At 45.0% G+C, this 14168-nt stretch carries 15 protein-coding genes; 1 reads left to right on the top strand and 14 read right to left on the bottom strand.

All coding sequences use genetic code 11. The annotated features are described in order from the left end of the window. Nucleotides 1–62: 62 nt before the first annotated feature. The 3 genes from ABE021_RS09340 to ABE021_RS09330 form a co-directional block, all read right to left on the bottom strand. Nucleotides 63–617, bottom strand: a complete 555-nt coding sequence (locus ABE021_RS09340) for a DUF488 family protein (protein ID WP_430288240.1) — start codon at nt 615–617, stop codon at nt 63–65. A 242-nt stretch (nt 618–859) separates the two neighbouring features. After that, complete coding sequence (locus tag ABE021_RS09335) at nt 860–1402, bottom strand: GNAT family N-acetyltransferase (RefSeq protein WP_430288238.1); 543 nt, start codon at nt 1400–1402, stop codon at nt 860–862. 153 nt (nt 1403–1555) lie between these two features. Beyond that, a complete protein-coding gene (locus ABE021_RS09330; protein WP_430288237.1) occupies nt 1556–2476 on the bottom strand; it encodes an NERD domain-containing protein in 921 nt (306 codons plus the stop codon). Between the two features lie 330 nt (nt 2477–2806). On the opposite strand from ABE021_RS09330, the gene ABE021_RS09325 reads away from it, so the two are divergent. Next, a complete protein-coding gene (locus ABE021_RS09325) occupies nt 2807–4177 on the top strand; it encodes a PepSY-associated TM helix domain-containing protein (RefSeq protein WP_430288236.1) in 1371 nt (456 codons plus the stop codon). Between the two features lie 127 nt (nt 4178–4304). Here ABE021_RS09325 and ABE021_RS09320 read toward each other — a convergent pair whose 3' ends face one another. The 11 genes from ABE021_RS09320 to ABE021_RS09270 form a co-directional block, all read right to left on the bottom strand. After that, nucleotides 4305–5006, bottom strand: a complete 702-nt coding sequence (locus ABE021_RS09320; protein WP_430288235.1) for a gamma-glutamyl-gamma-aminobutyrate hydrolase family protein — start codon at nt 5004–5006, stop codon at nt 4305–4307. A 27-nt stretch (nt 5007–5033) separates the two neighbouring features. Continuing rightward, nucleotides 5034–5852, bottom strand: a complete 819-nt coding sequence (locus ABE021_RS09315) for a M55 family metallopeptidase (protein WP_430288234.1) — start codon at nt 5850–5852, stop codon at nt 5034–5036. A gap of 13 nt (nt 5853–5865) precedes the next feature. Then, the gene (locus ABE021_RS09310; RefSeq protein WP_430288233.1) at nt 5866–6843 is read right to left on the bottom strand and encodes a winged-helix domain-containing protein; all 978 of its coding nucleotides are present in this window, start codon (nt 6841–6843) and stop codon (nt 5866–5868) included. Nucleotide 6844: 1 nt separating this feature from the next. After that, nucleotides 6845–7825, bottom strand: a complete 981-nt coding sequence (locus tag ABE021_RS09305) for an ABC transporter ATP-binding protein (RefSeq protein ID WP_430288232.1) — start codon at nt 7823–7825, stop codon at nt 6845–6847. Further along, a complete protein-coding gene (locus ABE021_RS09300; RefSeq protein ID WP_430288231.1) occupies nt 7791–8804 on the bottom strand; it encodes an ABC transporter ATP-binding protein in 1014 nt (337 codons plus the stop codon). The genes ABE021_RS09305 and ABE021_RS09300 overlap by 35 nt, the downstream gene beginning before the upstream one ends. A 26-nt stretch (nt 8805–8830) precedes the next feature. Continuing rightward, nucleotides 8831–9727 carry an ABC transporter permease subunit gene (locus ABE021_RS09295; RefSeq protein WP_430288361.1) on the bottom strand — a complete coding sequence of 299 codons (897 nt, stop codon included), beginning with the start codon at nt 9725–9727 and terminating at the stop codon, nt 8831–8833. 20 nt (nt 9728–9747) lie between these two features. Continuing rightward, on the bottom strand, nt 9748–10668 hold the full coding sequence (gene gsiC, locus ABE021_RS09290; protein WP_430288229.1) for a glutathione ABC transporter permease GsiC: 921 nt from the start codon (nt 10666–10668) through the stop codon (nt 9748–9750). Between the two features lie 62 nt (nt 10669–10730). Next, nucleotides 10731–12326: a glutathione ABC transporter substrate-binding protein gene (locus ABE021_RS09285; RefSeq protein ID WP_430288228.1), complete on the bottom strand. Its 1596-nt coding sequence runs from the start codon at nt 12324–12326 to the stop codon at nt 10731–10733. Nucleotides 12327–12354: 28 nt separating this feature from the next. Then, nucleotides 12355–13380: an asparaginase gene (locus ABE021_RS09280; RefSeq protein ID WP_430288226.1), complete on the bottom strand. Its 1026-nt coding sequence runs from the start codon at nt 13378–13380 to the stop codon at nt 12355–12357. Between the two features lie 226 nt (nt 13381–13606). After that, nucleotides 13607–13864: a PepSY domain-containing protein gene (locus ABE021_RS09275; protein ID WP_430288225.1), complete on the bottom strand. Its 258-nt coding sequence runs from the start codon at nt 13862–13864 to the stop codon at nt 13607–13609. Between the two features lie 103 nt (nt 13865–13967). Beyond that, the gene (locus ABE021_RS09270) at nt 13968–14168 is read right to left on the bottom strand and encodes a hypothetical protein (protein WP_430288224.1); all 201 of its coding nucleotides are present in this window, start codon (nt 14166–14168) and stop codon (nt 13968–13970) included.

Here is a 14168-nt window from a genome sequence, read left to right as displayed (position 1 = left end):
GGGTATTCTTACATACAAAAAACAGCCTCTCAGTTTAGAAGGCTGTTTGCAAAGACCCATTCTTATTGTGTCAATCCGGGATATACCACAGTACCATCCTCTTCGATAATCGGCATCGCCCCCCACTTGCCAAGTTCATGTGGAACCACCTCGCATGTACCGTCACTTTTCGGGACAATATGGAGAACCTCCCAATCATGCACGGCGAGCCAATTGCTGATGATCAATCGATGACAACGTGCAGGGTGCCGTTCTGAACAGCAATACGCTGTGCGTTTTTCAGAAGCGATTTCAGTCAGCCTCTTCACACCTTCTTTGAAACAGTTCGATAATGTATAATCCGCATAGTTATGAAAGGACTGATTTTGCCAGCCCTCATTTAGCAAGGGGGAGACAAGTTGCGATGGCTGTCGTCTGCCGCCAAGTTCTTCGATATGTTCATAATCAATCCGTGCTTCAGGTAACCATTCAGCCATTCTGTCTTTCGCAAACCAAGGGAACTTCCGACTGCCTGGGAACGCCCGTACATCAACGAGTCTTTCAATTCCGGCTTGTTTCAGGAGATCGATGAATTCTTCTTGTGTGTGCGAATAGTGTCCAATCGTATAGATGTCCATACGTGTCATCCTTTACTCGTGTTTCTTATTCTTGTGCCCTTGAGAATGATAGTTGAAACATTGAAAGAAGAGTTACAGTATTGGCCGCTGCAACACAAGTTGATCCCCCTGAACAATCATCACTCCGCTTCCGACAGGGAAGAGAGTTACGTGACCTATCCACTTATACATTGGTTATATGGAATACTATGACGCTTCTCCCTGATTTCGATTACGGAGGAGTATGAGCGTTGCTGATAATTTCAGGATTTCGCAACCACATACTCCATCAGCCAGCAATCCCTAAATTCACCTTCGTGCCACTCCCGTTCAGGTAGCAATTTCACTTTCTGAAACCCACAATTCTCATAACAACGAATTGCCCGCTCATTCCACGTTTGGGGATCCAGCACGATTCGACTTGCTTGTTTTTCCTGAACGAGCCGCTCAATTATTATGTTGACAACCCGGGTTCCGATTCCTCTATTCCAGTACTCAGTCTCGCCAATGAATTGATCCATCCCGAAAATGACTTCTTTTGAATCACTATAGCCATAAATCTTTCGTTCCTCTTCGCCAATTTCGTAAAATTGACTATACCCAATCGGTTGGTCCTCATGGAGGATGATGCATCTGGTTTCCTCCGGATTTTCATCAAAAAAGGCAGCTTCCACTTTCGTTACAGAAAAAGGATTGTCTCGTCCTTCATAATATTGAAGAACTTGCGGATTGGACAACCATCTCGCAAGAATGCATTTGTCTTCCTCGATCAATTCCCGGAGCACAATCGAGCAATTATTACTCATCATCATTCCTTCTTTCCTTGAAATGGGCGTATTCCGTCGTGAAAAACCTGGCCTTACAAAAACAGCAAATAGCTGCGAGTTTCTCTACCCATTACAACCAATATGTATGACACGAAGAATGAGGAACCCTTGCCTCATAGGCAATCCTATTTTTCACGCTTCCTTTTTCAATGTATAACGACACTTCGGAAAAGCACTGCATCCTACAAATTCCCCAAACTTCCCATTACGTTGAACGAGTTCATGAGTACATCGAGGGCAATATCCGAGGGAACCCACTTGAGGTCCTGTATGGATCGAGGGATTCAACTCCACAACGGATTCTATTTTTTTGCTCGCACTCTTATTCGGTTTAAACTCAACTTTTGATAGGTGAGGACGATCAGGTTTCTGCCCGGATTGTTTACTTTTCACAGATTTCAAATGCGCTGCCTTTACTCTACGTTTCTGTTTTTTATCTGTGAAGCTCAGTTGTTCAAGTGACTTATTGATATCCCTCAGTTCTGTTTCACTCAAAACGATATCCACATATCTGTTTATGACCTTTTTCAACTCGTTCACATTGATCACATGTGCCGTTTCAAATGGCTCTTTGAATTTAAGCTTGGCATCGCTTGAAAACGCGATAATCGAATGCATCTCCAGTTCTTCAATTTCTAAGTAAGTTTTCAAACACTGGATGTGACCGAAGTTCTGCCAGATTGGGTTGTACATTTTCTCTTTACGTTTATAAATCACTTGTGTCCAGTTTTTCTGACGCTCCCTACCAAAAATCCACCCGCTATAGTGCTTCGTCTCAATGACGAAAATCCCGTATGGCGAAGTCACGATATGATCGATTTGTGTGTACCCATCCTTTCCATCAGGCACATACATATCTGCAAAAATACGATATTCATCCCCCAGCTTCGCAAGTCGCCGATTCACCCTCCACTCGCCAAAAACTCCTCGAATAGCTGGACGTTTAACTCGATACAATACACGCAAAACCAATAAAACAATCAACAAATAAAATAATGGTGACTTGGTATACATTCCTATACCGGTTAAAAACCCCTCGAAAAATCCAGTCAAGCAAATCCCCTCTTTCTCTTGCAAGATCAATCTAATTTGTAACTCCTGTTATTGTAATCAATTTCCATTACTTCAATCATAATGATTTTAAAAATAAAGTCCAGACAAATATTGGATGATATCTGAGATTTCAGTTTTCTGAAATTGCAGAGCTGTTCATCCAGAGTTCACAATTACATGTTATAAACTTCTAGTGTCTATTGCAGATACCATCATTTGTTTTCTCTCACCCTTTTTTGGACAATCTACTATACATACCCAAAATTGTGATCCAACTAATGAATGGTTACGTTAGCTACTAAATGATATCGAGAAAGAGGAGGATATTAGATGAATAAAGGCACGTACAATCGATTTTGGAGATGGCATTTCTTCGGGGCATTGTTCATGGCACCGCTTCTGATTACGCTGACACTTAGTGGAATCGGGTACTTGTTTTTTAATAATGTTGAAAATGTCGCATACAAAGATCTTTTCTTCGGCAACAGCGAAGAGACGTACCAGCTGACAATCGATGAGGGGATTTCCCTTGCGAAGCATCAGAATAAAGGTTTTGAAGTGTCCAAAATCATGATCATGGATGAACCGTATAATACAAGACTTACGTTAGCATCCGAATCTGGCGAAGAGAAGTATGTTTTTTTAGATGAACATAACGAAATCGTCGGATCACAAAATCCCAAGTATACGTTCGCGAACATTATGAGGAACGTCCATAGTTCCCTCTTTGTGGGCGGAACCGTTGTGAACTACTTAGTGGAGTTAGCGGCATGCTGGGCGATCTTCTTATTATTTTCCGGACTTTATATGACATTTAAAAGTCAAGCCCTCAAAAAGCCTAAGAAATCGACACGTCGCTTAAAGCTGAAAAGAATTCATGCACTTATTGGGACAATTATTACGATTCCGATGATCATCCTCATATTCACGGGTCTGCCTTGGTCAGCATTTATGGGGAACTTCATCTACACGGCATCACAGGAACACCCTTCCATCGGCACACCATTGCTTCAGCAGCAACCGCCAACTTCCGATATGAGCGAAATACCATGGGCAACTCGTAAAGAGGAAGCACCTGAATCCGATAAACCGGATCCGCATGCAAATCACGGCGGCAATGGGAAAATGCCTGGTATGGATATGGGGAATGATGGAATTCTAGTTGAAAAACTGTTGTGGAAAGTAAGGGATGCCGGAATTTCAAAACCGTACTCCATCGTCTATCCGTTTTCTGAAGATGGCGTTTTCACGGTATCCAAAGCAAGTAACACTGGGGTCACAGGGTTGGATGTAAGCCCTTCTGAAGAGATGACTTCTTATTTCGATCAGTACAGCGGAGATTTGATATCCAAAGTCGGGTATGACGATTATGGGATTTTAGCAAAATGGTTCACTTGGGGTATCCCCTTGCATGAAGGCCATTTGTTCGGATGGCCGAACAAACTCATCAACTTAGCCGTCTGTCTTGCATTCTTGTTTCTGATTTTCTACGGTTTCAACATGTGGTTATCGAGAAAGCGGAAAGGAAACCTATCGGCTCCGCCTAAAACAACGAGCGGCATTTCCATTGGGTTTATCGTGCTTATGGTGATTTTGGGCGTCCTCATGCCCCTGTTCGGAATCTCTTTGCTAGTTGTTCTTGCGATTGAAGGGATCTTATATTGGGTCAATAAAAAGAAAAATCCTTCCAATCTGAACTAATCACAAAAGATTTTCAGCAAAAAAGGAAGCCGCTCCACTCGGAGTCGGCTTCCTTTTTGTTCGCAGATATGCATACATATTGTAACAACCCGTTAATGATTTAATATCTTGTTCCATAATACCTACTCTAAAGGCACGCTTTTACGAATGCCTTGAACAATCGTTCAGAAGGAGAATCTCCAGCACAGGCTGTGTTTTCCGGGTGCCATTGAACGCCTACAACAAACTTATGTCTCTCACTCTCGATCGCTTCAATCACACCATCGCTTGCTGTACCGCACACAGTAAACCCATCACAGACTTCTTTTACCGCTTGGTGGTGAAAGGAATTCACAAGGATGTTCGTTGCGCCAAAAATAGTGGATATCTTGGAGTTCTCCAACAGCTTTACGCGATGGGACACGTGATCCCTTCTCGCATTCTGTACATGCTGGAGGACGTGGCCATCCATTTGTGCATGAATGTCTTGATACATGGTGCCGCCTTGAGCGACATTCAAGACTTGGTGACCGCGGCATATCCCTAAAACGGGTTTATCCGCTTGAAGGAAGGCTCGCACCATCTCCATCTCGTAATCGTCCCTGCCCGGTGAAATCTCTCCAAGTTCTTTGATGGGTTCCTCATCATAAAATAACGGATCGATGTCGAACCCACCTGACAGCAAGAGACCGTCCAAACGCTCTACCAGAGCGCCAACATCATTCTGCAATCCCATAGCAAGCAATAGCGGAATCCCGCCAGCTTCGGTTACGGATTGGACATACGAATGATTCAGTACATATTGATACTCAAAATTATGATGGCATGTAATTCCGATTAACGGTTTCACTTGCAAGTCCCCTTCCCCTTCAGTTTTTCACTGAACTGAATTAGCAATCATGATGGCACCCCGAATGAGGCGGTAACAATGCAACCAATCGTCGTTTGTAAAACTTACCGTTAGCGGATGACTCCGTTCATATATAGGCAAGATTTCCACCGCATCCGCATATGCGGTATTCAAAAATTCTATTTCGACTGCAAAGGGTCCATCCATCACAAACGGAGTTCGACTGCTAACATTTTCTAATGATCGCTTAGTTCCTTGCTGAATCCGCGCTTTGGCCTCCGATGGACTGAGATTCAATGCTGCTGTTCGCGAAATCGTTTCTTTCACAATGACCGTCTCAATTTCCGGAATGACAGCCTTGGCTTCTTCCGCCAGTAAATCACAGCCGGACACAAAAACTGTTGGTACATCATAAGAACCGGCAACTAAGGCGTTTAATCCGAATTCCCCCATCTCGACTGAATTGACCCGGATCGTTCGAATGACTTTGCCGCTGAAAGTATGATTCAGAACGCCATTGGTTCCCGCTCTTGTATGATAGCCCACGAAAAGTGCAGCATCATACTCAGATGTGATCCCTTCCATCATGGCAAGCTTTTTAGGCGATCCCATTAGCAACCTTGCTTCACTATGTAACTGATCAGGATAAATGTTACGCATCGTTCCGTGAGAATCATTGACTACAATTTCATCTGCACCTGCTTCCAGTGCCCCGCGGATGCATGCATTCACTTCATCGGTCATCAGTTTACGGGCATAGTCGTGCTCTTTCCCATCGCGCAGCGTATGCTCGGCATGCACGACTCCGGCCACTCCCTCAATATCTGCGGAAATGTAAATCTTCATGACCCACCGCCTCTTATTCTTTTGTGCTCATGAAATACTCCAGAACTGCTTCCCCTTTTTCTGAAATACGGGTTCCTCCTCGTCCTATCCGAGCATGGATCAGCTGTTCATCCTGCATAATCTCCAGGCGTAGACGTAATTGCTGATCTGATAATGTGATTCCTTTGACAGCGAGACGTTCCTTGACTTTCGCCCTGCCTAACAGCTCATACGATTCTTTACCTTCTTTATATATAGAGAGAATCACTAGACTTTCATCTAGGAATCCATGGGTTTCAATTTTATTCTTAATCGCCTCGATGTCACTCGAGTTAAGTGTAAAGAAAGGTTCTTTCTGATTTTCAACAGTCACTCTATGGTCACGGGCCGGCACCGGCTCGTTCTCATTGGATGCGGACTTCTGTTTCATCGCCACGGTCACTTGTGATTTGAAGTACCGGTTCATCAGAACGATTTCAGAAATGGACGTGTTCAGCGCAGACTCGACTTGTTGGATGGTCAAAAAATCCAGCGTCCGTGGACCAATGTCGATAACATTCTTGAAAGCTGCCGGAACCAATTCCCTCTCCCCAGGTGTGACAATCCAGTCAATATCCGTAGGAACCGCATTCATCGGATTGTAGGTTCTATAGTGGTGTTCGTAATAGATTTTTTTTAAAGAGCTGGCTGTTTCAACTGCATGCTCGACCGTATCGTTGATAATTAATATACGCTGGTCTTTGGAGAGCGATGATAGTTTTTCTGTTGCAGCAATATTCACTTCGCGATTTGCCACCAGGATCGTACACGAGGAAGGAATGAAAGAAGCAGTGATTCCCCTCAACACCTCCTTCGATAGCAGCACCAAATCCCCATCAGCTACCGTTTCCATTGTCAGTTCCTGTAAAGTAATCGGATATAACTTCACTTGATCACCAAAAATATCAAATAGCTGATAGGCGACGATGTTCAAATATTCTTTTTGAATCGAGATGATATGAAGTTTTTTCATGTTAAGTAATCTCAAGCTCCTCAGCATAGTGGCACGCCACGTAATGACCGGTTTCCAGTTCGCGGAATTCCGGCACTTGAATTTTACACGTTTCCTGCGCAAATGGACAGCGCGTATGGAACGTGCATCCTGAAGGCGGATTTGCCGGACTTGGTATATCGCCTTTCAAAATGATCCGTTCACGCTTCACCGTAGGATCAGGTATCGGAACTGCGCTCAATAAGGCTTTCGTATATGGATGCAACGGTCTTCCAAATAGTTCGTCACGCGTAGCCAGTTCGACAAGTCTTCCTAAATACATCACGCCCACCCGATCGGAAATGTGCTCAACGACACTTAAATCGTGGGCGATGAATACATAAGTCAACCCGAATTCCTCTTGCAGATCCTTCAGCAAATTCAACACTTGCGATTGAATGGACACATCCAATGCGGAAACAGGCTCATCAGCAATAATGAGTTTAGGATTCACTGCAAGGGCTCTTGCAATCCCGATACGTTGGCGCTGTCCTCCGCTGAATTCATGGGGATACCGGTCAGCATGGTATTTGTTGAGACCCACCACTTCAAGAAGTTCCGTTACCCGCTGACTGCGGTTCGACTTATTCACATTGTGCACGATGAGAGGCTCTTCCAGGGTCTCTTTAATCGTTAACCTAGGATTCAGAGACGCATATGGGTCTTGGAACACCATCTGAAATTCTTTTCGAAGCGGACGGATCTGATCATCCGTCATATCCGTAATGTCCTGCCCTTCAAAAAGCACTTTCCCTTCAGTTATATCGAGTAATTTCATAATCATTCTGCCTGTTGTCGACTTTCCGCATCCGCTTTCCCCAACAATACTCAATGTTTCCCCTTTGTTCACTGTAAACGAAACACCGTCCACCGCTTTGACGAATTCCTTCTTTTTACTGAACAGTTTAGAAGGTAGAGGGAAATACTTTTTAATGTTTTGAACTTCCAACAAAGTTTGGTTCATCTGTCGGCACCTCCTCATGCAGCCAGCAGCGTACGGAATGATTATCGGTTAACTTATCAAATGCAGGTTCCTTTTCCCAACAGATATCCATTGCATGAGGACATCTGGGTGCAAACTTGCAGCCAAGCGGCATATGCGCTGGAATCGGCACATTTCCTGGAATCGATGAAAGCCGATCGACCCGGTCTCCGATTTTAGGGATGGATTCCAGTAGACCTTGGGTGTAAGGGTGTTTAGGATTCGTGAAAATAGACACAACATCGCTTTCTTCAACTGCTCTGCCTCCATACATGACCACAACGCGGTCACACATTTCAGCGACCACACCTAAGTCATGGGTGATCAGTAATATCGCGGTATCCGTCGTAGTCGTCAGGCTTTTCATCAACTCAAGAATCTGAGCCTGAATGGTTACATCCAATGCTGTCGTCGGTTCGTCTGCAATCAGTACTTTTGGATTGCACGCCATCGCCATGGCAATCATCACGCGCTGTCTCATTCCGCCAGAAAGCTGATGGGGAAATTCAAAGACGATCTTTTCCGGTCTTGAAATCCCGACTGCATTCAACATTTGAATGGAACGTTCCCGTGCCGCCTTTTTCGAGACCTTCATATGCAGAATGATCGATTCTTCCAATTGCCGTCCAATTTTATAGACAGGGTTCAATGATGTCATCGGCTCCTGAAAAATCATGGCGATTTCGTTGCCGCGTATCTTCCTCATTTCACGTTCGCTGATCTTGGTCAAATCCCGGCCTTCATAAAGAATTTCACCGCCTGCAATTTCCCCCGGGGTGTCTTTCAACAGTCTCATGATGGAGAGCGAAGTCACACTCTTTCCGCTTCCGGATTCCCCCACAATGCCTAATGTCTCACCTTTTCCCACTTCAAACGATACGCCGTCCACCGCTTTGACAACCCCGGAATCGCTTGTAAAGTGGGTCTGCAAATTCTTCACTTGAAGAACCTTCTCTTCCATTCTGTGTTCCTCCTTCCATAAAACAATTACTCTTTAATCTTCGGATCCAGTGCGTCTCTCAGTCCATCTCCAAGCAAGTTGAATGCTAGTACTGTTACAAAAATCGCAATCCCCGGAAATATCGTAACGTGGGGAGCAATATTCAAATAATCACGACCGCCACTCAACATCGCGCCCCATTCCGGCGATGGTGGCTGTGCACCAAGTCCGAGGAAACTCAAACTTGCAGCGGTTAAAATGGCTGAACCGATCCGCATCGTGAAATAGACGATGATACTGGAAACCGTCCCAGGAAAAATGTGCTTCCAAATGATACGTCTCGGTCTTGTGCCGATGGATTTCGTCGCTTCAATATAGAGGGTGGACTTCACAGCAAGTGTGGAACTCCGTACAATTCGCGCAAACATCGGAACACTGAAAATCGCCACTGCAATAATGACGTTTCCTAGTCCTGGCCCGAGAATGGCGATAATTCCGATTGCCAGCAAAATCCCGGGAAATGCAAGCAGTACATCGCAAATTCGCATAATGATGGAGTCGATTCGTTTGCCATAGTACCCTGCAACAATCCCGAGGAATGTTCCACCGATTGCTCCAAGCAAAACGGATGTCAATCCTACAGCGAGAGATATCTGGGTTCCAGCGAGCACCCGACTAAAGATATCCCGGCCGTAGGCATCTGTTCCTGCCCAGTGCTGCGCTGACGGACCGGATAATACGTTTTCATAATCAGGTTCCGTAATATCATATGGAGTGATGAATGGGCCTATAAATGCCAGCAAAATGAGCGCTGTTACAAAGAAAAATGCGACCAATGCGAGCTTCTGCTTTTTGAATTTCCTCCAAAACTCGGAAAATGGTGTTTTGGATGGGAAGTTCTCCAAAGTCTGCTGATAGTAGGCTTCTTTATTTGATAACTTGATTTCTACCACAAAGTACCCTCCTATTCATAACGAATTTGCGGATTCAAGATTCCATAGAGTAAGTCGACGACTAAGTTAATGAGGATGAATTCCAGTGCGAAAATGAGCATTTCAGCTTGAATGACTGGATAGTCCCGATACGCGACCGAATCGATTAATAGCTTACCTAATCCCGGCCAACTGAACACCGATTCAATGACGACCGATCCGCCCAACAGAAATCCGAACTGCAAGCCCGTCATCGTGACGACAGGAATCAATGCATTCCGCAACCCATGCCCCCAGGTAATTTTTCGTTCGTTCAACCCTTTCGAGCGACCCGTTCGGATATAATCCTCTTTCAATACATCCATCAGAGAAGATCTTGTGAAACGGGCAACAACAGCAGCTACTCCTGTACCCAATGTGAATGCCGGCAAAATGTAGCTTTTCCAGGATTCCATCCCCCCGCTTGGCAACCAGCCCAAAGTCACTGCAAATAGTTGAATGAGCATAAGTCCCAGCCAGAAGGAGGGGAGAGACAGTCCTGAAACGGCTCCGAACATCCCTAAATAATCTTGCCATTTATTCCTTTTAGTCGCAGATATCACCCCGATGATCAATCCAGCGACCACCGCCCAAGACATACTCCATACTGTCAGCCAGAACGTTGGCATGAAGCGTTCCCCAATCTCATAACTAACATCCCGATTGGTCTTCAACGACTTCCCAAAATCCCCTTGAAACAGGTTTTTCATGTACGTAATATACTGTTCGGTAATCGGTTTATCGAGACCCAGCTCTTTACGGACAAGTTCCACATCTTCAATCGTTGCGTCTTCACCCGCCACAAGTCTTGCAGGATCCCCAGGTATCATATGTACAAATAGAAAAATGAAAATCGAAACCAATATGAGAATCGGTATGACCTGCAGCAATCGTTTTCCGAGAAATCGTAACATTCATAAGCCCCCTTTAGATAAAGAAGGAGCGCTTTTAAAGTAAGCGCCCCTGTATCCATCTCTTACTCGATTTCAGCTTCAGCAACACTCAACGAACCATCAGGCAATAGATAAACACCTTTCAGATAGTTTTTCTTTCCAGCCAACGTGTTGTCAGCAGATAAGAATACCCATGGCGCATCCTCCCAAAGGACTTTTTGAACCTCTGCATACGCTTCTGCACGTTTGCCTTCGTCCGCAGTTTGCAACCCTGCACTGATCAATTTGTTCGCTTCTTCACTATTGTAGTAAGATACGTTATACGATTTTGGCGGGAATGCATCTGTACCGCCTAGCAATGGGCGGATACCCCAGTCTGCATCTCCAGTGGATGGTGACCATCCGCCGTAATACAGCTCAAGTTCAGCATCCTCGGCATTTTGTACTGACCAGATTTTATCGGACAATGTCCCCGATTCCATCGGTACCACTTCCACTTCAATTCCTACCGCTGCAAGCTGCTGCTGCAGGAATTCCATCGCTTTCACTGTACTTGAACTATTTCCGCCCCATAGTTTCGCTTTCATCCCTTCCTTGACTCCAGCTTCCTTCAATAGTTCTTTCGCTTTTTCAAGGTTGAATTCATAAAGTTCCTGCTGGGAATAGAACTGGACGTCAGGCGCAATCACCGAATCCAATTTCTCTCCCTGCCCATTCATCACGACCTTGATGAACGCATCTTTATTGATGGCATAATTCAGCGCTTGACGCACTTTCACATCATTGTATGGCGCTTTCATTGTGTTCATCGCCATATAGCGGACAACAATGGATGGTTTACTGTCCACTTCAATTCCATTTTTACCATCTACGCCTTCCACTTGCTCTGTAGGTACAGGGTAGATGAAATCCGCTTCACCTGTTTGCAGCATAGCGATACGCGATCCGTTTTCCGATACCGGTTTAAATGTGATGGAATCCACTTTCGGGAATCCTTTGTTCCAGTAATCATCGTTCTTAACAATTTTCAATCCTTCACTAGGTTTCCACTCAACAAACTTGAATGGTCCTGTACCGACAGGATTTTTACCGACTTCGTCACCGAACTCTTCGAGCGCTTTAGGACTATGGATAAGAGCTGCCGGGTGCGCGAATGTATTGATCATCGCTCCGAATGGTTCAGACAACGTGAATTTCACTTCGTAATCACTCAGTACTTCCGTCGACTTGATAAGCGAGAACAGGCTGTGCCGTTTTAGGCCGCTGTCCGGATCAGCCAGACGGTCGAAGTTCACTTTTACGGCCTCAGCATTGAACGGAGTGCCATCATGGAATTTCACATTTTCACGGAGTTTGAACGTAAACTCTGTTGCTTCCTCATTCGTTTCATATTTTTCAGCAAGCAACGGAACAACCGTCATTTTCTCATCGAATCCTAGAAGACCTTCCATCATTGTTTTTTCAGCAGAGTTGGAAAGTGTATCATTCGTATCATGTGGATCCAGAGTGGTAAAGTTGTCCGCGACCGCAATGACTAAGTCTTTCCCTTCTTTTGTAGCCTTTTTCCCATCGCCTTCTTTTTCAGCAGCTCCTTCTTTCGTTCCAGAGTCGCTGCATCCTGCTAACACAAGCAACATGACGAACACAAGTGCTGAAAGCCAACCATAGGTCTTCTTCATCTTCTTCTCCCCTTTTTGTTAAACTCGTTTATGATAAAATGCATGACGCATTTTTCATCGAAAATACGGGTTTCAAATGACCGATTAGTTCATCGCGCGCGTTTTTCAGAGCAGGCTCATGATAGGAAGACAGCTGTTCCAATTGGGCATCCGTCAGCAGCTCCAACTGCTTGAGGACTTCGACAGCAGCCGGATAGACTGCCCTGCCGTTCCCGTCTTCAATCTTGACCGCAATGCCTAATCCTGTTTCAAGGTCCCCGATGCAATACACACCTTCCGCTCCCGCTTTTCCAAACATCCGACCGTCCATCACGTTCATGAAGTCGGTGCAGAAACGTTGCGTACCACCCACCATTTCAGGCGCAGCCATCATCGAAGAAGTCACCGTTTCGATCGCTTGTTTCCTCTTCTCAGGAAAGTTCTCCGGGCTAGCCATTTTGGCAAAGCTAAGTGCCAAACGGTCAAGTGGAATTCCGTGAACAGGAACCCCACACCCATCAATTCCGATTTCAATCTCGTCGATAGGAACTTCCGACAAATCACTGATCACTTCAAGAATCCGTTGCTGGACCGGATGCTCAATCCGGTAATAGTCATCTGTCGACTCATTCATATGCTTGGCAGTAGTCAGCATCCCACTATGTTTACCTGAACAGTTATTGTAGACAGGAGTAATCGGCGTATTCGTTTTGATAACGTTTTCATATGCAGGAGCCCATCTAGGAGGATGCGTGCCACATTTCAGATCGTCCACTTCAAGTTCCAGCCGATGCAGAATATCTTGCACTCTGATCGTATGCTGGTCTTCCCCATTGTGGGAAGCGCATGCAAGTGAAATGTCGGCAGCTTGCATGTTGTAATGATCTGCAGCTCCGGTTTCAATAAGTGGAATGGCTTGAAGCGGTTTCATGGAAGATCGTGCAAATGTATGGCGTTTCGGATCTCCGCAACTGAAAAGCAACTTCCCATTCGAATCGACCACTGCAATGTGTCCGGTATGGCCGCTCTCTACGTACCCACCCCGTACCACGTCTACTAATCTTTCAGCTGGCACATCATCACTCTCCTACTATTCTATATTTTCTAATACTTTACATCATGTTTCATCCCATTACAACATTATTTTAGTATTTTTCGAAAGTATATTTTTAAAAGGTTTTAATGGGTTCTTTCAAGTTGAACTGATTCCATTTCCACGACCATGCCGAATAGAAATTTCAAGTGAAAAATAGCCGTCTACAGGTAACAAAACCTGTAGACGGCTATTTCACTACTTGTCATCAATCCAGTTTCACTCTCAACACATTCCCCGTATTTGCATCCACTTTCACTTCGTACTTTTGTCCATCATGAGTACGGATATCGATTTCGTAGACGACAGCTCCCTGGTCGTATTCCAACTCCGCTTTCACTACATGACCTGGCACTTGCTGCATGGCAATCATCATGGCCTCTTCGATGGAAATCACACGATATTGAGGATGTTGCCAATGATTTGCCCAATATGGATTCGGTTCCGCCCAATTCTTATTCTTCAATCCATCTCCTCCAGTTCGCGTTCTCTATGACAGTGTATTCATAGTGAGGCGATGTGTGAAAAAGATCGGGTGACCTATTCATCTTCGAAAACAAGCAGGTCCCCTAGATTGCTTGGATGAGCAAAGCGATCGCAAGACAGACGACAGCTGCAATTTTCGATTGCTGCGCAAGCCGTTCGTCCTCCATTTTAATGTGTTGGAAGAAGGTGAGGATAAAATACAAACATCCGATAACAGACAGTGCACTTACGTTAGTCATCCAATGGGCGGTACTCGTCATCGCAATAGTCACCAACCCAATCAC

This window comes from Sporosarcina gallistercoris, assembly GCF_050459885.1.
Lineage (GTDB): Bacteria > Bacillota > Bacilli > Bacillales_A > Planococcaceae > Sporosarcina > Sporosarcina gallistercoris_A.
This window is presented reverse-complemented; position numbering and strand designations above follow the sequence as displayed.

Bases quoted from the DNA above. Each gene is read 5' to 3' on its own strand.
- ABE021_RS09340 (WP_430288240.1), bottom strand. From the start codon at position 617: ATGGACATCTATACGATTGGACACTATTCGCACACACAAGAAGAATTC.
- ABE021_RS09335 (WP_430288238.1), bottom strand. From the start codon at position 1,402: ATGAGTAATAATTGCTCGATTGTGCTCCGGGAATTGATCGAGGAAGAC.
- ABE021_RS09325 (WP_430288236.1), top strand. From the start codon at position 2,807: ATGAATAAAGGCACGTACAATCGATTTTGGAGATGGCATTTCTTCGGG.
- ABE021_RS09315 (WP_430288234.1), bottom strand. From the start codon at position 5,852: ATGAAGATTTACATTTCCGCAGATATTGAGGGAGTGGCCGGAGTCGTG.
- ABE021_RS09310 (WP_430288233.1), bottom strand. From the start codon at position 6,843: ATGAAAAAACTTCATATCATCTCGATTCAAAAAGAATATTTGAACATC.
- ABE021_RS09305 (WP_430288232.1), bottom strand. From the start codon at position 7,825: ATGAACCAAACTTTGTTGGAAGTTCAAAACATTAAAAAGTATTTCCCT.
- ABE021_RS09300 (WP_430288231.1), bottom strand. From the start codon at position 8,804: ATGGAAGAGAAGGTTCTTCAAGTGAAGAATTTGCAGACCCACTTTACA.
- gsiC (WP_430288229.1), bottom strand. From the start codon at position 10,668: ATGTTACGATTTCTCGGAAAACGATTGCTGCAGGTCATACCGATTCTC.
- ABE021_RS09285 (WP_430288228.1), bottom strand. From the start codon at position 12,326: ATGAAGAAGACCTATGGTTGGCTTTCAGCACTTGTGTTCGTCATGTTG.